At 59.9% G+C, this 19,509-nt stretch carries 18 protein-coding genes; 6 read left to right on the top strand and 12 right to left on the bottom strand.

Going from position 1 to position 19,509, the window contains the following annotated elements; all coding sequences use genetic code 11:
* Positions 1-96: 96 nt before the first annotated feature.
* The 3 genes from AB3226_RS15265 to AB3226_RS15255 all read right to left on the bottom strand — a co-directional run bounded on the left by AB3226_RS15265 (position 97) and on the right by AB3226_RS15255 (position 1,899).
* Positions 97-372 (bottom strand): HU family DNA-binding protein, encoded by a 276-nt coding sequence (locus AB3226_RS15265; protein WP_003213368.1) that lies wholly within the window; start codon positions 370-372, stop codon positions 97-99.
* Between the two features lie 192 nt (positions 373-564).
* Positions 565-1,713: an NAD(P)/FAD-dependent oxidoreductase gene (locus tag AB3226_RS15260; protein ID WP_367373632.1), complete on the bottom strand. Its 1,149-nt coding sequence runs from the start codon at positions 1,711-1,713 to the stop codon at positions 565-567.
* An 18-nt stretch (positions 1,714-1,731) separates the two neighbouring features.
* Complete coding sequence (locus AB3226_RS15255; protein WP_007896465.1) at positions 1,732-1,899, bottom strand: rubredoxin; 168 nt, start codon at positions 1,897-1,899, stop codon at positions 1,732-1,734.
* Positions 1,900-2,099: 200 nt separating this feature from the next.
* On the opposite strand from AB3226_RS15255, the gene AB3226_RS15250 reads away from it, so the two are divergent.
* Together AB3226_RS15250 and ubiA are read left to right on the top strand one after the other, a co-directional pair.
* On the top strand, positions 2,100-2,663 hold the full coding sequence (locus AB3226_RS15250) for a chorismate lyase (RefSeq protein ID WP_367373631.1): 564 nt from the start codon (positions 2,100-2,102) through the stop codon (positions 2,661-2,663).
* Positions 2,663-3,553, top strand: a complete 891-nt coding sequence (ubiA, locus tag AB3226_RS15245; RefSeq protein ID WP_367373630.1) for a 4-hydroxybenzoate octaprenyltransferase — start codon at positions 2,663-2,665, stop codon at positions 3,551-3,553. Before AB3226_RS15250 ends, ubiA begins: the two co-directional genes overlap by 1 nt.
* 89 nt (positions 3,554-3,642) lie before the next feature.
* On the opposite strand, the gene AB3226_RS15240 is transcribed toward ubiA, so the two are convergent.
* The gene (locus AB3226_RS15240; protein WP_367373629.1) at positions 3,643-4,026 is read right to left on the bottom strand and encodes a hypothetical protein; all 384 of its coding nucleotides are present in this window, start codon (positions 4,024-4,026) and stop codon (positions 3,643-3,645) included.
* A gap of 152 nt (positions 4,027-4,178) precedes the next feature.
* On the opposite strand from AB3226_RS15240, the gene phoB reads away from it, so the two are divergent.
* From phoB to AB3226_RS15225, 3 genes are all read left to right on the top strand, one after another.
* Positions 4,179-4,868: a phosphate regulon transcriptional regulator PhoB gene (gene phoB / locus AB3226_RS15235; RefSeq protein ID WP_007896474.1), complete on the top strand. Its 690-nt coding sequence runs from the start codon at positions 4,179-4,181 to the stop codon at positions 4,866-4,868.
* 76 nt (positions 4,869-4,944) lie between these two features.
* Positions 4,945-6,231: a phosphate regulon sensor histidine kinase PhoR gene (gene phoR / locus AB3226_RS15230; protein WP_367375802.1), complete on the top strand. Its 1,287-nt coding sequence runs from the start codon at positions 4,945-4,947 to the stop codon at positions 6,229-6,231.
* A gap of 123 nt (positions 6,232-6,354) precedes the next feature.
* The gene (locus AB3226_RS15225) at positions 6,355-7,695 is read left to right on the top strand and encodes a hemolysin family protein (protein ID WP_367373628.1); all 1,341 of its coding nucleotides are present in this window, start codon (positions 6,355-6,357) and stop codon (positions 7,693-7,695) included.
* Between the two features lie 192 nt (positions 7,696-7,887).
* Here the strand turns inward: AB3226_RS15225 and AB3226_RS15220 are convergent, their stop codons facing one another.
* From AB3226_RS15220 to AB3226_RS15185, 8 genes are all read right to left on the bottom strand, one after another.
* Positions 7,888-8,784, bottom strand: a complete 897-nt coding sequence (locus AB3226_RS15220) for a peptidoglycan DD-metalloendopeptidase family protein (RefSeq protein ID WP_367373627.1) — start codon at positions 8,782-8,784, stop codon at positions 7,888-7,890.
* 153 nt (positions 8,785-8,937) lie between these two features.
* A complete protein-coding gene (locus AB3226_RS15215) occupies positions 8,938-9,888 on the bottom strand; it encodes a response regulator (protein WP_367373626.1) in 951 nt (316 codons plus the stop codon).
* A 195-nt stretch (positions 9,889-10,083) separates the two neighbouring features.
* Positions 10,084-10,845 (bottom strand): phosphate signaling complex protein PhoU, encoded by a 762-nt coding sequence (gene phoU / locus AB3226_RS15210; RefSeq protein ID WP_007896483.1) that lies wholly within the window; start codon positions 10,843-10,845, stop codon positions 10,084-10,086.
* Between the two features lie 71 nt (positions 10,846-10,916).
* Positions 10,917-11,750, bottom strand: a complete 834-nt coding sequence (gene pstB, locus AB3226_RS15205) for a phosphate ABC transporter ATP-binding protein PstB (protein ID WP_367373625.1) — start codon at positions 11,748-11,750, stop codon at positions 10,917-10,919.
* A gap of 219 nt (positions 11,751-11,969) precedes the next feature.
* Positions 11,970-13,640 (bottom strand): phosphate ABC transporter permease PstA, encoded by a 1,671-nt coding sequence (pstA, locus tag AB3226_RS15200; protein WP_367373624.1) that lies wholly within the window; start codon positions 13,638-13,640, stop codon positions 11,970-11,972.
* A 15-nt stretch (positions 13,641-13,655) separates the two neighbouring features.
* Positions 13,656-15,689 (bottom strand): ABC transporter permease subunit, encoded by a 2,034-nt coding sequence (locus AB3226_RS15195; RefSeq protein WP_367375801.1) that lies wholly within the window; start codon positions 15,687-15,689, stop codon positions 13,656-13,658.
* 502 nt (positions 15,690-16,191) lie between these two features.
* Positions 16,192-17,190, bottom strand: coding sequence for a phosphate ABC transporter substrate-binding protein PstS family protein (locus tag AB3226_RS15190; protein ID WP_123357149.1), 999 nt, complete (start codon positions 17,188-17,190; stop codon positions 16,192-16,194).
* A gap of 233 nt (positions 17,191-17,423) precedes the next feature.
* Positions 17,424-18,722: an MFS transporter gene (locus AB3226_RS15185; protein ID WP_367373623.1), complete on the bottom strand. Its 1,299-nt coding sequence runs from the start codon at positions 18,720-18,722 to the stop codon at positions 17,424-17,426.
* Positions 18,723-19,086: 364 nt separating this feature from the next.
* On the opposite strand from AB3226_RS15185, the gene AB3226_RS15180 reads away from it, so the two are divergent.
* Complete coding sequence (locus tag AB3226_RS15180; RefSeq protein WP_007896491.1) at positions 19,087-19,491, top strand: acyl-CoA thioesterase; 405 nt, start codon at positions 19,087-19,089, stop codon at positions 19,489-19,491.
* Positions 19,492-19,509: the final 18 nt, after the last annotated feature.

The raw sequence follows: 19,509 nt of genomic DNA, 5'->3' as shown, positions 1-19,509 counted from the left end.
ATTCAGTTCCGGAAAGCAAAAAAATGAGCACCCGATTCAATCGGCATGCCCATTTTTCAATACGGTCCTCCCCACTATTCAGGGAATTCGCCGCAATTATGGATTAACGCTGTCTTTCAACGATTTGCCTGGCTTGAACGCAACAGTGTTGCTGGCCTTGATTTTGACTGGCTCACCGGTCTGCGGGTTTTTGCCCGTACGTGCACCGCGATGGCGTTGCAGGAAGGTCCCGAAGCCCACCAGCGTGACGCTGTCTTTGCGGTGCAGAGCGCCGGTGATTTCTTCGAGAACGGCGTTGAGAACGCGGTTGGCCTGTTCTTTGGTGAGGTCTGCTTTTTCCGCGATTGCAGCGGCGAGTTCTGGTTTACGCATTAGTGAAGCCCCTTTGACGGTTTTTTGTTGTTATGTCCGTGCTGTTCTCGTTGGAACAGCGCCTAAGGCGCCGCAGGTGCTCTACTCTGCGGCAGACGGGAGTGAGAATGGCACGCGCTTCAGAGCGGCGCCAGTCTCCCCGCGACCTTTGTGGGGGCAAAAGCGGGGTGATTCCGACAGAACGTCCGGTATTTACGCCAGCAGAGCTGGAAGCTCTTTGTTCAGGGCGAGTTTTTCCATCACCGCCGCGCCTGTCAGGGCATAGCCCAGCAATTTGCCGGCGCTGTCGCGGCACAACACCTTGACGTCCGCGCCCTGCCCTTCGACCGTCCAGACGCCCTCCGCGCCCCGTGGCGGCGGCGAAACCACCAATGGGCAGACCGGGGTTTTCACGGTGATTGGCATCGGGCCATAACTCACTGCTACAGGGTTGCCGGCGAGGGTTTGGGCCAGCGCTCTCGCACAGCTCATGAGGGGCATGACGTACAACAGATTCAGCCCATCGACCTCGGCGCAGTCGCCCAAGGCATAGATGTTGGCATGAGAAGTTTTCAGATGACGGTCGACCACCACGCCACGGTTGACCTGCAGCCCGGCAGCGGCCGCCAGGTCGATGCGCGGACGCAGACCAATGGCCGACACCACCACATCGCAAGGGATGACTTGGCCATCGGACAGATGCGCTTCCAGGCCATCAGCCACTCGTTGCAGGCGATTGAGCACCGGCCCGAGGTGGAAGCGCGCGCCCAGGCTTTCCAGACCGGCTTGGATCGCAGCGGCCGCCGCCGGGTGCAGCAAAGTCGGCATGACCTGTTCGCACGGTGCAACCAGTTGCACCTCGTAACCACCGAGGATGAGATCGTTGGCGAATTCGCAGCCGATCAAACCGGCGCCCAGCAGCAACACCCGACGCTTGCCGTCTGCGGCCGCGCGAAAGCGTGCGTAGTCTTCAAGATCATTGATCGGGAAAACGGCATCCGCCGCGTCGCCTTCGATGGGCACCCGCACGGTTTCCGCGCCCCAGGCCAGGATCAGGTCACGGTAGATCACCGCTTCCTCACCAATCCACAGGCGTTTATGGCCCGGATCGATACCGCTGATGCGCGTGTGGGTGCGCACTTCGGCCTTCAATTGCTCGGCCATGGCGCCAGGTTCGGCCATGCTCAGGCCATCGGCATCTTTATTCTTGCCGAAGCCGGTGGAGAGCATCGGCTTGGAGTAGGAGCGTCCGTCATCTGCGGTAATCAGCAGCAGCGGGGTTTCGCCATCGAGTTTGCGAAACTCCCGGGCCAGGTTGTAGCCAGCCAGCCCAGTGCCGACGATCACGACAGGTGCGTTCATTCCTTGCTCCTTTGGTTCTTAGTTGATTTCGATCATTTCGAAATCCATCTTGCCCACGCCGCAGTCCGGGCACAGCCAGTCTTCCGGCACGTCCTGCCACGGCGTGCCCGCTGCAATACCGTCGTCCGGCCAGCCCTCGGCTTCGTTATAGATCAGGCCGCAGACCACACATTGCCACTTTTTCATTCAGGTACTTCCTCAGGATTCAGGCTTTTGCCGGCACGAACGGTCGATAGGTGAAGTGTTGCCGTCCGGCTCAGGGGCGTTTTGTACTGATCGGGCCGTGCAGATGCAAGCCTGTTCGGCGTAACGGCAGGCCGGTCAATCAAAATCGGTGCCTGACATGGTAAGCTCGCCGCCTCATTTGCTGCCAATAATGACTCACTGTGCCGCACTCAAAAGCTCCCTTCCCGACGCCGGTCTGGCTCCCTCGAAGCCAACTGACGCCCCTCCCCGACACGTCTACGCTTGATTGGTTGTTCGATGAAGGGTCGCTGACCCGGCGCCTGATCCGCCTGTCGAATGACAGCTTCAGCGTCACGCCGCTGTTCGAGGGCTGGCAATCGCTACGCGCCGATGAATGTGCTGCGCTGGAGTTGGCCGAAGGCAGTGAAGGCTGGGTGCGCGAGGTGTATCTGCGCGGTCACGGAGAAGCCTGGGTGTTTGCCCGCAGCGTGGCGGCGCGTAGCGCGTTGCAGGGGGATGGATTACATATGGACGAACTGGGCAGCCGCTCTCTGGGCGAATTGCTGTTTTGCGATCAGGCGTTTCAGCGCCGGGCTATCGAGGTTTGTCACTATCCTCAAGCATGGTTGCCGATGGAGGCTCAGACCCCTGAACTGTGGGGCCGGCGCTCGCGTTTCGACCGCGGTGCCTTGAGCGTGCTGGTGGCCGAGATCTTCCTGCCGACCTTGTGGAACGCCACCCGCGCCCATCCGGAGAATTGCTGATGTACCAGAGCCTGCTCAGGTCCCTGAACCGCTTGAACCCTCGGGCCTGGGATTTTATTCAGCTGACCCGCATGGACAAGCCGATCGGCATTTATTTGCTGCTGTGGCCAACGTTGTGGGCACTCTGGATTGCCGGTGAAGGTTCGCCGTCATTGGCCAATATCGTGATTTTCGTGCTCGGCGTGGTACTGACCCGTGCCGGCGGTTGCGTGATCAACGACTGGGCGGACCGCAAGGTCGATGGCCACGTGAAACGCACCGAACAGCGGCCATTGGTAAGCGGTAAGATCAGCTCGAAAGAAGCCCTGGTGTTCTTCGCGGTGCTGATGGGTGTGAGTTTCCTGCTGGTGTTGTGCACCAACGCGGCGACAGTCTGGCTGTCGCTGGGCGGTTTGGCCCTGGCATTCACTTACCCGTTCATGAAGCGCTACACCTATTACCCACAAGTGGTACTGGGCGCGGCATTCTCCTGGGGCATGCCGATGGCGTTCACCGCCGAAACCGGTGAACTGCCGGCGGTGGCCTGGTTGCTGTGGATCGCCAACCTGTTGTGGACCGTGGGTTACGACACCTATTACGCCATGACCGACCGCGACGACGACCTGAAGATCGGGGTGAAATCCACTGCGATTCTGTTTGGCGACGCCGACAGGGTGATCATTCTGACCCTGCAGGGACTGGCGCTGGGGTGTTTGTTGCTGGCGGGTTCGAAATTCCACCTCGGTGGCTGGTTCCACCTCGGGTTGCTGGCGGCGGCGGGCTGTTTTGCGTGGGAGTTCTGGTACACCCGCAGCAAGGACCGGATGCGCTGCTTCCAGGCGTTTTTGCATAACCATTGGGCGGGGTTGGCGATTTTTGTCGGGATAGTGCTGGATTACGCATTGCATTGACCGTTGGAAAAGATCGCAGCCTGTGCAAGCTCCAACAGGGGGATGGAGCGACTGCAGGCTGCGAACTGTTTACGGCGCAGGCGAATCGCTTACTTATGCTCGCGCATGATGTGCCAGACGTCCTTCATATTGTCGCCTGCCATGTCACCAGGTTTTTTGTCCTTCATGAACGTGTAAAGCGGCTTGCCGTCATAGGCCCACTGCATCTTACCGTCGTCACGCTTGATCGTGCTCCACTTGCCTTCGGGCTTGGCTCCCGCCGGCGCCATCATTGGCGGCCAATATTCAACGCACTCGCCGTTGCACATCGACTTACCGCCTGAGTCCTTGTCGTATGTGTACACCGTCATGCCCTTATGATCGACCATCATCCCGTCTTTCATCATCGCCGGCTCGGCGGCGAAGGCCAGGGACGGCAGCGTTAGCGCAGCCGCGACCAGCAGGGCCTTCCAGGATTGAGCAATGTGATTCATGGAAACCTTCCTCTTGTGGTTGTCAGGATTCGGACTTAGAGCTTAGTTCAGGATCGCGACAATCGCAGGGCGGCTAAAATACTGTCACACGACTGCAATAATTCCGTTATCTAATGCGGCGCAAGACAGTTAAATGACAAGAGGATTAACGCATGGTTGGCAGGAGCATTCTGATCGTCGACGACGAAGCGCCCATTCGCGAAATGATCGCCGTTGCGTTGGAAATGGCCGGCTACGACTGCCTGGAGGCAGAGAACTCGCAGCAGGCCCATGCCATTATCGTCGACCGCAAACCGGACCTGATCCTGCTCGACTGGATGTTGCCCGGCACCTCCGGCATCGAGCTGGCCCGCCGCCTCAAGCGCGATGAGCTGACCGGGGATATCCCGATCATCATGCTCACCGCCAAGGGCGAAGAGGACAACAAGATCCAGGGCCTGGAAGTCGGCGCTGACGACTACATCACCAAACCGTTTTCCCCGCGTGAGCTGGTGGCGCGCCTGAAAGCCGTGCTGCGCCGCGCCGGCCCGACCGATGGCGAAGCGCCGATCGAAGTCGGCGGCCTGCTGCTGGACCCGATCAGCCACCGCGTGACCATTGACGGCAAACCTGCCGAGATGGGCCCGACCGAGTACCGTTTGCTGCAATTTTTCATGACCCACCAGGAACGTGCCTACACCCGTGGCCAGTTGCTGGATCAGGTCTGGGGCGGCAATGTCTATGTCGAAGAGCGCACTGTCGATGTGCACATCCGTCGCCTGCGCAAAGCCCTCGGCGATGCCTACGAAAATCTGGTACAAACCGTGCGCGGCACTGGCTACCGGTTTTCCACCAAGGCCTGAGCCGACTGCGCCAGACTCGCTGACAAGGACGCAATTTTCCGTGAACCAAAACTGGCATGGCACCCTGATTCGCCACATGCTGTTGCTGGTCACCGCCTGCCTGGTGATCGGCCTGATTTCCGGCTACTACGGCTGGAGCCTCGCTGTGGGCCTGGGCCTTTACCTGGCCTGGACCCTCAAGCAACTGCTGCGCTTGCACGAATGGCTGCGCCTGCACCAACCCGATGAAGCACCGCCCGACGGCTACGGCCTGTGGGGTGAAGTGTTCGACAGCATCTACCACTTGCAACGCCGCGACCAACGGGTGCGCGGGCGCCTGCAAGCGGTGATCGACCGGGTTCAGGAATCCACCGCTGCGCTGAAAGACGCGGTGATCATGCTCGACAGCGACGGCAACCTGGAATGGTGGAATCGCGCCGCCGAAACCCTGCTCGGCCTCAAGACCCCTCAGGACAGCGGCCAGCCCGTGACCAATCTGGTGCGCCATCCGCGCTTCAAGGAATACTTCGAGCAGGACAGCTACGCCGAGCCGCTGGAAATTCCTTCGCCAATCAATGATCGCCTGCGCATTCAGCTGTACATCACCCGCTACGGCAACAACGAACACCTGATGCTGGTGCGCGACGTGACGCGTATCCATCAGCTGGAACAGATGCGCAAAGACTTCATCGCCAATGTGTCCCACGAACTGCGCACGCCGCTGACGGTGATCTGCGGCTACCTGGAAACCCTGCTCGATAACGTCGAGGAAGTGAATCCGCGCTGGACCCGTGCCCTGCAGCAGATGCAGCAGCAAGGCGGGCGCATGCAGACCTTGCTTAACGACTTGCTGCTGCTGGCCAAACTGGAAGCCACCGATTACCCGTCGGACAATCAACCGGTGTCCATCGACAGCCTGTTGCAATCGATCAAGGGCGACGCTCAGCAACTGTCCGGCCAAAAAAACCAGCACATCAGCCTGGAAGCCGATCCGACGATTCTGCTCAAGGGCAGCGAAGCCGAATTGCGTAGCGCGTTCTCCAACCTGGTGTTCAACGCAGTGAAATACACCCCGGCCGAGGGCAATATTCGCATTCGCTGGTGGGGTGACGATCAAGGCGCGCATTTGAGCGTGCAGGATTCGGGGATCGGCATCGACAGCAAACACTTGCCGCGTCTGACCGAGCGCTTCTACCGTGTCGACTCCAGCCGCAACTCCAACACCGGCGGCACCGGGCTGGGGCTGGCCATCGTCAAACATGTGTTGTTGCGCCATCGGGCACGTATGGAAATCAGCAGTGTGCCGGGCCACGGCAGCACGTTTACCTGCCATTTTTCGCCAGCCCAGGTCACCAAATCCCGGGTTATCAGCGCCGCCGATTGATACCGGCCAGCACTCGCCACTAGGCAAGCCCCGAGTCAGCCGCTACATTGGCTGACTTGTGCCTGCCCTTCAGGCGCACTTTTTTCTTTCCTTTCGAATACACGGAACCCGCAAAACTCCATCATGGACCCTTCCCCTGGCTTGACCCTCGCGACACTCTTCGCCGATTTCGGCATGATTCTTTTTGCTCTGATCCTGGTTTTGCTCAACGGCTTTTTCGTTGCGGCGGAATTTGCCATGGTCAAACTGCGCTCGACCCGGGTCGAAGCCATCGCTGAACAACACGGCTGGCGCGGGCATATCCTGCGCACCGTGCACAGCCAGCTCGATGCGTACCTCTCGGCCTGCCAACTGGGTATCACCCTCGCCTCGCTGGGCTTGGGCTGGGTCGGCGAACCGGCGTTCGCGCATATTCTCGAGCCGGTGCTCGAAGCGGTCGGCGTAGAGTCCGCCGAAGTGGTCAAAGGCGTGTCGTTCTTCACGGCGTTCTTTATCATTTCGTACCTGCACATCGTGGTCGGCGAGCTGGCCCCGAAATCCTGGGCCATCCGCAAACCCGAGCTGCTGTCGCTCTGGACGGCCGTGCCGCTGTACCTGTTCTACTGGGCCATGTACCCGGCCATTTACCTGCTCAACGCCAGCGCCAACCAGATCCTGCGGATCGCAGGCCAGGGTGAACCCGGCCCGCATCACGAGCACCATTACAGCCGTGAAGAACTGAAACTGATCCTGCACTCCAGCCGTGGCCAGGACCCGAGCGACCAAGGCATGCGTGTTTTGGCCTCGGCGGTGGAAATGGGCGAGCTGGAGGTGGTCGACTGGGCCAACTCCCGGGAAGACCTGGTGACGCTGGAGTTCAACGCGCCGCTCAAGGAAATCCTGGCGATGTTCCGTCGCCACAAGTTCAGCCGCTACCCGGTGTACGACAGCGAGCGCCAGGAGTTCGTCGGCCTGCTGCACATCAAGGATTTGCTGCTTGAATTGGCCGCACTGGATCACATTCCCGAGTCGTTCAACCTCGCCGAGTTGACCCGCCCGCTGGAGCGTGTATCTCGCCATATGCCGCTGTCGCAGTTGCTGGAACAGTTCCGCAAGGGCGGTTCGCATTTCGCTGTGGTCGAGGAAGCCGACGGCAACATCATCGGCTACCTGACCATGGAAGACGTGCTGGAAGTGCTGGTCGGCGACATTCAGGATGAACACCGCAAGGCCGAACGCGGGATCCTCGCGTATCAGCCGGGCAAGCTGCTGGTGCGGGGCGATACGCCGCTGTTCAAGGTGGAACGCCTGTTGGGCATCGATCTGGACCACATCGAAGCCGAAACCCTCGCCGGGCTGGTCTACGAAACCCTGAAACGGGTGCCGGAAGAGGAAGAAGTGCTGGAAGTCGAAGGCTTGCGGATCATCATCAAGAAGATGAAAGGACCGAAGATCATTTTGGCCAAGGTGTTGATGCTCGACTAGGTGTGATACCGGTGGTGAGCGGGTTCTTGTGGCGAGGGAGCTTGCTCCCGCTGGGTCGCGAAGCGGCCCCAATCCTGCAGCCGCGCTTACCCAGGCACACCGCATTCACCGGTTTACGACTGCTGCGCAGCCGAGCGGGAGCAAGCTCCCTCGCCACAAAAAGCCCCTCGCTACAGTAGATTTCCATCGCGTTCATTTCTTGCCCAACGCAAAGTTGGGCAACGCGCCTACCGGCTGATTGAACTGGTATGGAATCGACACCAGCCCCAACCCGGTATTGCGCTGCACCACGAAGTGCAGGTGCGGGCCGCTGCTGTTGCCGGTATTGCCCGACAGCGCCAGCGCACTGCCCACCACCACTCGCTGACCTTCCCGTACGCTGACCGAACCTTTCTTGAGGTGCAGGTACACGCCCATGGTCCCGTCATCGTGCAATACCCGCACGAAATTGCCCGACGGGTCATTGCCGCGCCCGGTCTGGCCATTCTCGGTTTTCACTACCATCCCGCCGCGCGCCGCGATTATCGGCGTGCCTTCGGGCATGGCGATGTCCATCGCATAACGGTTCTTCGGCCCGTAGTGGCTGTATTGGCCATTGGCGCCCTGACTCAGCCGAAACGGCCCGCCACGCCAGGGCAACGGATATCGATAGGCCATGGCGGCCCCTGCGGGGTCGCCCAGGGAATATTCGAACCTTGGGGTATACGCCAGCGGCCTTCCGACCTTCGTCGCCTTGAGCAGCGCCAGACGAATGTTACTGCGCGCCGGCAAAACCCGACGGATCGGTCGGCTTGGCGCACCGCTGACGTTATTCAGCCCAGAAAAACTGAGCTCGATCTCGACCGGCGCATACAGATCGTTGCGCACGAACACACTGTCCATGCCCCTCTGCTTCTTGATATCGAGGTACACCTGCCGCTCAAGACGCTCGACCATTCGGTCCCGAAAAACGAACACCTTCGCGCCTTTGGTGGGGCGGTCGCTGTAAGAGACCACGCCACTGGCGTCGGTGGACCGGTAAATCGTCATGGCCACAGCCGAGGTGGAGGCCATGAACAGACCACAGAAAAACAGCAGGCGCGCGAGCATGGGCAAGATTCTGTCGAGTAAGGCCTGGAAAGGAGCCTAGCAGCTGAAATGGACCCGCGTAGTCGACAGATGTTTCAAGATGGGGTGGTTCAAGGGATGTGCGGTGAGCTTGATCGTTCCCACGCTCTGCGTGGGAACGATCAGCGGTACACGTTACGCGCCGGGTACGAAATGCTTCTGCGCCGTGCCACGGGCGATCAGGCGGGAGATGTAGTCGAGCTTCTGCGCATCCTGGTCAACAAAGCGGAAAGTCAGTTGCAGCCAGTCGCTGTCAGGTTTCGGCTCATAGGCGACGATGGCATGCAGGTAGCCGTTGAGGCGGGCGATTTCAGCGTTGTCGCCCTGCTCCAGGTCGAGCACGGCGCTATCGAGGACTTGCGGCAGGGTGTCGGTGCGTTTCACCACCAGCAGCGCTTCCTTGATGCTCAAGGCCTTGATCACGCATTGCTGGGTGCCGCTGGGCAGGCGCAGTTGGCCTTGGCCACGACCGCCAGCCGATGCGGCGGAGGCGGCAGGTGCCTTGACTGGCGGGCTATTGAGTAGGCCGCGGGACGGCGCGGCAGCCGGGGCTGGCGCGGCGGCGACAGGTTTGGCGAACGGATTGACGATGGCTGCCGATGGGGTAGCCACGGCAGCCTTGCCGCCGGTCAACGCGCTGAGGGAATCATTGCCGAACGCCGAGTTCATTTTGGTCGGCGCGCTGTTCATCAAGGTGTCGAGCTTGCCGACCTTGTTCAGCGCCTGCTTGACCTTGGTCAGCAGCTGCTCATTGGTGAACGGTTTGCTGACGTAGCCGGAAACGCCGGCCTGAATTGCCTGGACGACGTTCTCTTTGTCGCCACGGCTGGTGACCATCACGAACGGCATGGTCTTGAGGTTTTCCTGCTCGCGGCACCAGGTCAGCAGTTCCAGACCAGACATTTCCGGCATTTCCCAGTCGCACAGAACCAGGTCGAACGCTTCTTTGGCCAGCATGGCCTGGGCCTTTTTGCCGTTGACTGCATCTTCGGTCCGGATCCCCGGGAAGTAGTTGCGCAGGCACTTCTTCACCAAGTCACGAATGAACGACGCATCGTCCACGACCAACACACTGATCTTGCTCATCCAACACCCCTTTAAAAATCCCGGCAAGCATAACGCTGGCTGATGGCACTTTGCCAAAACTCTTCAGTCACGCCGGGACTTTTCGTTCGCGGGTGCTGCTTTTCTATTCGGTTTTTCAATTCAGCTTTTCAATTCGAGAGCCTCACGCAAACAAAAACGCCCGGCCAAAGGGCCGGGCGCTTTTCTTGGGCAATCTTACTTATCGTCAGCTTTTCCCGGAACATTAGCGGTTTCGGCACTTGTGCCTTCAACTTCTTCTTTCATGCGCTTGAGGCCCAAGTGACGCACGTCGGTGCCACGCACCAGGTAAATCACCAGTTCCGAGATGTTGCGCGCGTGGTCGCCGATCCGCTCCAGCGAGCGTAGCACCCAGATAATGCTCAAGACCCGCGAGATAGAGCGTGGGTCTTCCATCATGTAGGTGGCGAGTTCACGCAGTGCGGTCTTGTATTCGCGGTCGATGATCTTGTCGTATTGCGCCACCGACAACGCCAGGTCGGCGTCGAAGCGGGCAAATGCGTCCAGGGCATCGCGAACCATGTTGCGCACCTGGTCGCCGATGTGGCGAACCTCGACGTAACCGCGCGGTGCTTCGCCTTCTTCGCATAACTGGATGGCACGACGGGCGATCTTGGTGGCTTCGTCGCCGATACGCTCCAGATCGATCACCGATTTGGAGATGCTGATGATCAACCGCAAGTCCGACGCCGCCGGCTGACGACGGGCCAGAATGCGCAGGCATTCTTCGTCGATGTTGCGTTCCATCTGGTTGATCTGGTCGTCGATCTCACGCACTTGCTGGGCCAGGCCGGAGTCGGCCTCGATCAGCGCGGTGACCGCGTCGTTGACCTGCTTCTCGACCAGCCCGCCCATGGCCAGGAGGTGGCTGCGCACTTCCTCGAGCTCAGCGTTGAACTGCGCGGAGATGTGATGGGTAAGGCCTTCTTTACTAATCATGTTGGCGTCCTTGGAGCGTCCGGTAAGGTGCGGTGGACCGCAGCGTCAGTTCAGTGAGTAACAACCGCTTGCTAGCCGTAACGACCGGTGATGTAGTCTTCGGTCTGCTTCTTCGCCGGATTGGTGAACAGGGTGTCGGTGTCGCCGAATTCCACCAGTTTGCCCATGTACATGAACGCCGTGTAGTCGGAAACCCGCGCGGCCTGTTGCATGTTGTGGGTCACGATAACAATGGTGAACTTGGATTTCAGTTCGTAGATCAGCTCTTCGACTTTCAGCGTGGAGATCGGGTCGAGTGCCGAGCACGGCTCGTCGAGCAGCAGCACTTCCGGCTCCACGGCGATGGTGCGGGCAATCACCAGACGTTGCTGCTGACCACCGGACAGGCCAAGGGCCGACTCGTGCAGACGGTCTTTGACCTCATCCCACAACGCCGCGCCTTTCAATGCCCACTCGACGGCTTCATCAAGAATGCGTTTCTTGTTGATGCCCTGAATGCGCAAACCGTAAACCACGTTTTCGTAGATGGTTTTCGGGAACGGGTTGGGCTTCTGGAACACCATCCCGACGCGACGACGCAGCTCGGCCACGTCCTCGCCCTTGCGGTAGATGTTGTGACCGTAGAGGTTGATCGCGCCGTCGACGCGGCAGCCGTCCACCAGGTCGTTCATGCGGTTGAAGGTGCGCAGCAGCGTGGACTTGCCGCAGCCGGACGGGCCGATGAAGGCGGTCACGCGCTGTTTCGGGATGTTCATGCTGACGTCGAACAGCGCTTGTTTGTCGCCGTAGAACAGGCTCAGGCCCGGCACTTCGATGGCCACGGTTTCCTGCTCGAGGCTCAGGCTCTGTTTGTCGCGGCCCAAGGCCGACATGTTGATGCCGTGAGTGTGTGCTTCGTGCTGCATGGGAGGCTCCCTGTGCTAACAAATTCGGTTCGTTGAACCGCTGGCTTTGTTCAGGCCAGCGGCTTACTCAAAATCTCTGTCTGACGCCGGTCCCTGTGGGAGCTGGCTTGTCGGATCGCCGCACCGCTGCGATGGCATCACTGCGGTGCCTCTGATACACCGCGTCGTTCGCCTCGCAGGCAAGCCAGCTCCCACAAGGGACAGCGGCGACCCATTAACTTAGCTATCCAGTGCTTTGTATTTTTCGCGCAGATGGTTACGAATCCATACCGCCGACAAGTTGAGCGTGGCAATCACCAGCACCAGCAGCAATGCGGTGGCGTACACCAGCGGCCGCGCGGCTTCGACGTTCGGGCTCTGGAAGCCGACGTCATAAATGTGGAAGCCCAAGTGCATGATCTTCTGGTCCAGGTGCAAGTACGGGTAGTTGCCATCCAGCGGCAGCGACGGCGCCAGTTTCACCACCCCCACCAGCATCAGCGGCGCCACTTCACCGGCGGCACGGGCCACGGCGAGGATCATGCCGGTCATCATTGCCGGGCTGGCCATTGGCAGCACGATCTTCCACAAGGTTTCAGCCTTGGTTGCACCGAGGGCGAGCGAGCCTTCGCGAACGGTACGAGGAATCCGCGCCAGGCCTTCTTCGGTGGCCACGATCACCACCGGCACCGCCAGCAGCGCCAGGGTCAGCGAGGCCCAGAGCAGGCCCGGCGTACCGAAGGTCGGCGCCGGCAGTGCTTCAGGGAAGAACAACCGGTCGACCGAACCGCCGAGCACATAGACGAAGAAGCCCAGACCGAATACGCCGTAAACGATGGCCGGAACACCCGCCAGGTTGTTCACCGCGATGCGGATCAGCCGGGTCATCGGTCCTTGCCGTGCATATTCACGCAGGTAAACCGCCGCCAATACACCGAACGGCGTCACGATCATCGCCATGATCAGAGTCATCATCACGGTGCCGAAAATCGCCGGGAAAATCCCGCCTTCGGTGTTGGCTTCACGCGGGTCATCACTGAGGAATTCCCAGACCTTGCTGAAGTAGAAGCCGATCTTGGTGAAAGTGCCCATGGCGTTCGGCTGGTAGGCGTGAACCACTTTACCGATGCCGATTTCGACCTCTTTACCGTTCGCGTCGCGAGCGGTGAGGCTGTCGCGGTTGAACTGCGCGTGCAGATCATTCAGACGCGCTTCGATTTCCTGATAACGGGCATTCAGCTCGGCACGCTCGGACTCCAGGTCCGCTTGTGCGGCAGCGTCGAGATGGCCAGCCAGTTCCAGTTTGCGACCGTGCAGACGCACTCGTTCGAGCCCGGCGTTGATCGCGCCGATATCGGTTTTTTCCAGGCTCTTGAGCTGTGCGGCGAGCTGGTTGACGCGATCGACACGCGCCTGCAACTCAGGCCATGCGGCCTCGCCTTCAGCGATAACCTTGCCATCCTGTTTGACGTTGACCAGATAACCGTAAAAGTTGCCCCACTCGCGACGCTCAATGGTCATCAGCTCAGGTGGGGTTTTCTGGTTGGTCAGCCATTCGCCGACAATCCACGTGAAGTCGGTGCCGTTCAGATCACGGTTGCCGACCTTGATCAGCTCGCGGGTCATGAACTCCGGGCCCTGATCGGGCACCGGCAGGCCAGCGCTTTTCAGGCGCTCGCGTGGCACTTCTTCCTTCTGCACCACTTCGCCGATGACGAGGTGATTGGCTTGTCCCGGCACGTCGTAACTGGCGTGGATCAGGTCCGCCGGCCAGAAGTGACCCAGACCGCGCACGGCAATCACCGCCAGCAGGCCAATGGTCATGATGACCGCAATGGACACCGCGCCGCCGCTGATCCAGACGCCGGGGGCGCCGCTCTTGAACCATCCATTCAGGGAGTTCTGTTTCACAGACTTCTACCTTTGTTAAAGCGACGAGTATTTCTTGCGCAGACGCTGACGAATCAGTTCCGCGAGGGTGTTCATGATGAAGGTGAACAACAGCAGCACCAGCGCCGAGAGGAACAGCACGCGGTAGTGGCTGCCGCCGACTTCCGATTCGGGCATTTCCACTGCGACGTTGGCCGCCAGGGTGCGCAGGCCTTCGAACAGGTTCATTTCCATGACCGGGGTGTTACCGGTGGCCATCAGCACGATCATGGTTTCACCGACCGCACGGCCCATGCCGATCATCAGCGCCGAGAAAATGCCCGGGCTGGCGGTAAGGATTACCACGCGGGTCATGGTCTGCCACGGTGTGGCACCGAGGGCCAGGGAGCCCAGGGTCAGGCCGCGAGGCACGCTGAACACGGCGTCTTCGGCGATGGAGTAAATGTTCGGAATGACCGCGAAGCCCATGGCCAGACCGACCACCAGAGCGTTGCGCTGGTCGTAGGTAATCCCTAAGTCGTGGGAGATCCACATGCGCATGTCGCCGCCGAAGAACCAGGTTTCCATGTACGGGCTCATGTACAGCGACAGCCAGCCCACAAACAGAATCACCGGGATCAGGATCGCGCTTTCCCAGCCGTCCGGCACTTTCAGGCGGATGGATTCAGGCAGGCGACTGAAGACGAAACCCGCCACCAGAATGCCGATCGGCAGGAGCATCAGCAGGCTGAAGATACCGGGCAAATGCCCTTCGACATACGGCGCCAGGAACAAGCCGGCGAAGAAGCCGAGGATCACCGTCGGCATCGCTTCCATCAACTCGATCACCGGTTTGACCTTGCGACGCATGCCTGGGGCCATGAAGTACGCGGTGTAGATCGCCGCGGCCACGGCCAGTGGCGCGGCCAGCAGCATGGCGTAGAACGCAGCTTTCAGGGTACCGAAGGTCAGCGGCGAGAGGCTCAGCTTGGGTTCGAAGTCGGTGTTGGCCGCGGTCGATTGCCAGACGTATTTAGGCTCGTCGTAGTTCTCGTACCAGACCTTGCTCCACAACGCGCTCCACGAGACTTCCGGGTGCGGGTTGTCGAGCAGCAACGGTTGCAGCTTGCCGCCCTGCTCCACGATCACGCGGTTGGCCCGTGGCGACAGACCGAACAGGCCTTGGCCATCAACCACCTGGTCCACCAGCAAAGTGCGGTGAGCGGTGCTGTGGAACACGCCGAGCTTGCCAGACGCGTCGAGGGCAACGAAGCCTTTGCGACGTTCTTCGGCGGTGATTTCAACGATTGGCGCAGTGCCCATCTGGAAGGTACGAATCTGCTTCAGACGCAGCTCGCCATCCGGGTCGCGGGCCATGAACCACTGGGCGAGGCCACCCTTGGAGTTGCCGATGATCAGCGAGATGCCGCCCAGCAATTGGGTGCTGGCGGTCACTTCGGCATTGCCATCTTCAAGCAACTTGTAGCGCCCGTTGAGGCTCTTCTCGCGCAGGCTGAAAACGTCGGCCTGAGCGCGACCGTTGACCACGTACAGCCATTGCTGACGCGGGTCGACGAAGATGTTCTTCACCGGCTCGGTCATTTGCGGCAGTTCGATGCGCTTCTGCTCGTTGGTGACTTCGCCGGTCATCATGTTTTCTTCGCTGGTCAGCGACATGACATGCAGTTGCGCACCGGTGGAACCGGCCAGCAGCAGGGTCGATTCGGTAGCGTTGAGGCTGACGTGCTCCAGCGCTCCGCCCGCCTCGTTCAGCGCGACCGGCGTTTCGCCGTACGGGTACTCGACGGCCGGCGAGATGGTTTTCTTGCCTTCCGGGTAGCTGACTTTATAGGTGTGACGGAACACCAGCGCCTGGCCGTTGGACAGGCCCACCGCCACCAATGGATGGCCGGGCTGATCTTCACCAATGGAGGTCACGCTGGTGCCGGCCGGAATCGGCAGGTCGACGCGGCGCAGTTCAGCGCCAGTGTCGATATCAAAGAACAACGCCTGGCCCTTGTCGGAAACCCGCATGGCGACCTGGTTCTGCTCTTCGAGGGAGATCATCAGCGGCTTGCCAGCGTCTTGCATCCAGGCAGGCGTGATGGCGTCTTTGGCGGTCAGGTCGGCCCCCTGGAACAGCGGCGCGACGACGTAACCGAGGAAGAAAAAGATCAGGGTGATTGCGCCAAGAACGGCGAGGCCGCCGACGAGGACGTACCAGCGGGTCAGGCGATCTTTCAGCGCACGAATGCGGCGCTTGCGTTGCAGCTCAGGCGTATTGAAGTCAATTCGCTTGGGGGGATTTGTAGTCATGGTGGAGTTGGCCAGATCATTCATTCGCACACCCTAGCGATCCTGTATGACAGAAAGATGACAATGCAGTGACGCAACAAATCCGCCGCCGGTGGGAACTGGCAGTGGATCGGAAATTTGGGAGGGCCGGGTTGCCATCGTGGCAACCCTGAGCCTTTGTAGGAGCGAAGCTTGCTCGCGAAGGGATCGCCTCGGTTCTCCCTTGAAAGCGATGCGATCCCTTCGCGGGCAAGCCTCGCTCCTACATAGGTCCGGGGTTTACCCCGGACCTAGGGTTTTACTTTTTTACGACGTTGTTGCCTTCTTGCAGACCCAGGTCAGCCAGTGCTTTTGCAGCAACCTTGGCTGGCAGCGGGATGTAGCCGTCTTTCACAACCACTTCCTGACCCTGTTTGGACAGAATCAGTTTCACGAACTCGGCTTCCAGCGGGGCCAGAGGCTTGTTCGGGGCCTTGTTGACGTATACGTAGAGGAAACGCGACAGCGGATACTTGCCGTTCAGGGCGTTCTCTTCGGTGTCTTCGATGAACTCAGTGGTGCCTTTCTTGGCCAGGGCCACGGTTTTCACGCTGGCGGTCTTGTAGCCGATGCCCGAGTAACCAACACCGTTCAGCGAGGAGCTGATCGACTGCACGACCGAAGCCGAGCCAGGTTGTTCGTTGACGTTTGGCTTGTAGTCGCCTTTGCACAGGGCTTCTTCCTTGAAGTAGCCATAAGTGCCGGATACCGAGTTACGACCAAACAGTTGCACTGGCTTGTTGGCCAGGTCGCCGGTCACACCCAGGTCGCCCCAGGTTTTCACGTCAGCTTTGGCGCCGCACAGACGCGTCGAGGAGAAGATCGCGTCGACTTGTTCCATGGTCAGGTGCTGGATCGGGTTGTCTTTGTGTACGAAGACAGCCAGGGCGTCCACGGCAACCGGGATAGCGGTTGGCTTGTAGCCGTATTTCTGTTCGAAGGCAGCCAGTTCGGTGTCCTTCATCTTGCGGCTCATCGGGCCCAGGTTAGAGGTGCCTTCAGTCAGCGCAGGTGGCGCAGTGGCGGAGCCAGCGGCCTGAATCTGGATGTTTACGTTCGGGTATTCTTTTTTGTAGTTCTCAGCCCACAGGGTCATGAGGTTGGCCAGGGTATCGGAGCCGACGCTGGACAGGTTGCCCGACACACCAGTGGTCTTGGTGTAGCTCGGGATCGACGGGTCAACAGCGGCAACCGCGTTGGCAGTCGCAACGCCAGCAGCGACAAAAGTCATTGCCGCCATCAAACGCTTCAGTTTCATGCCTTACTCCTAGCAGATAGGTGTGTTAAGTCGGGGCCAAGTATCAGCAGGCCGTGTGAACACTCTATGGCTGAAATATGACAATTGGATGAAAGGCCAGCATCTAGCAATAGATCGTTCCCACGCTCTGCGTGGGAATGCATCTCGGGACGCTCTGCGTCCCATTCAAAAGCGGACGCAGAGCGTCCATGGCGGCATTCCCACGCAGAGCGTGGGAACGATCGGTTACAAGGTTACCGCCCTTTCTTCCAGAGATATCCACCCACAAGAATCCCGACACAACAAATAATCGCCACATAATAGGCAGGCCCCAGCGGGCTTTCCTTCAAGAGCAACGTCACCACCATCGGCGTCAGGCCACCGAAGATGGCATAGGCCAGGTTGTAGGAAAACGACAACCCGCTGAACCGCACCACCGCCGGGAAGGCTTTGACCATCACGTACGGCACCGCACCGATAGTGCCAACCAGCAGGCCGGTCAGGGCATACATCGGGAACAGCCACTCGGGATGGTTGAACAGGCTGTGATAGAACGTCCACGAACTGATCAGCAGCGCGGCGCTACCGAACACGAACACCCGGCCGGCGCCGAAACGGTCAGCCAATACACCGGAAGCCACACAGCCCAGACTCAGGAATACGATGGCCAGGCTATTGGCCTGCAATGCGGTAGTCGGCGAGAAGTGGTAAACGGTCTGCAGCACGGTTGGGGTCATCAGGATGATCACGATGATGCCGGCGGACAGCAGCCAGGTCAGCAGCATGGAAATCAGAATCGCACCGCGATGGTCACGTAACACGGCACGCAGCGGCACTTCTTCGGCCAGCGCTTTGCGCAGTTGCAGTTCGGCGAACACCGGTGTTTCGTGGAGCCAGCGGCGCAGGTAGACCGAGAACAGGCCAAACACACCGCCCAGCAGGAACGGGATCCGCCAGGCGTAATCCGCGACTTCAACCGGCGTGTAAATGCTGTTGATCGCGGTGGCGACCAACGAGCCCAAAAGAATACCGGCGGTCAGACCGCAGGTCAGCGTGCCGCAGGCATAACCGATGTGCCGCTGTGGCACGTGTTCGGAAACGAATACCCACGCCCCAGGCACTTCACCGCCAATCGCCGCGCCCTGGATCACCCGCATCAGCAGCAACAGGATCGGCGCCCACATACCTATCTGCGCATAAGTCGGCAGCAAGCCCATGATCAGGGTCGGCACTGCCATCATGAAAATGCTCAAGGTGAACATCTTCTTGCGCCCCAGCAGATCACCGAAGTGCGCCATGACGATGCCGCCCAGCGGCCGCGCCAGATAGCCAGCGGCGAAGATGCCGAACGTCTGCATCAGGCGCAGCCACTCGGGCATGTCGGCGGGGAAGAACAGTTTGCCGACCACCGTGGCGAAGAACACAAAGATGATGAAGTCGTAAAACTCCAGAGCGCCGCCCAAGGCAGACAGCGATAACGTCTTATAGTCGTTGCGGGTCAGCGGACGTGCGGATTGGGTGGGCTGCGCGATGCTCGAGGGCGCTGTGGTCATGGCAAGGGCTTCTCTTATAGTCGGATCTGCAACCTCAACAACGCTGGCAGAGGCTTGGGCAGGTTCGGCACGATAGCAAATTGTTCGAAAAAGCACATAGAGGCGCGTATTTGACGGTCAAAATGAGAACCGGACGGTCGTCTCGGAGTCTACCGATCGATATACTCGTAACATTGCAACGGCTTGTAAGGGGTTGCTGTGCGAAACCGTCGTTGGCACCTGTCAGCCGATTTCGCAGAGTTTCCCTTTAGGCGCCTTACGAAAAACGTGACGAACGTAGTATGTTCGGGGCTGAATCGTTTTTCCAAGACGGCTATTTACCCGCTACATACATGAAGAGTCACGGGTCAGAGGCACCCCCGGCATGATAGAGCTCGAACAAGAAGATCCAATCCCGCAAGGCGATCTGGCCCTGCAAATCACCGCGCTTCCGCGCGAAACCAACGGCTTTGGCGATATTTTCGGCGGCTGGCTGGTGGCGCAGATGGATTTGGCCGGTACCGCTATGGCCAGCAAGGTTGCCGGTGGTCGCGTAGCCACCGTTGCGATCGATCGCATGGCGTTCCTGGTGCCGGTGGCGGTGGGTGCTCAACTGTCCTTTTATACCCAGGCGCTGGAAATCGGCCGCAGCTCGATTCAGATGATGGTCGAAGTCTGGAGCGACGACCCACTGTCCAGCGAATGGCGTAAAGTGACCGAAGCCGTCTTCGTGTTCGTCGCCATCGACGGCAGCGGCCGCACTCGCTCGGTTCCGCCCAGAGCTCGTTGAACCGGAGCTGGTAAAAAC

It is taken from the genome of Pseudomonas lini, from assembly GCF_964063345.1.
Lineage (GTDB): Bacteria > Pseudomonadota > Gammaproteobacteria > Pseudomonadales > Pseudomonadaceae > Aquipseudomonas > Aquipseudomonas lini_B.
The sequence above is the reverse complement of the archived record's forward strand: the minus strand, read 5'-3'. Positions and strand labels throughout refer to the sequence as shown.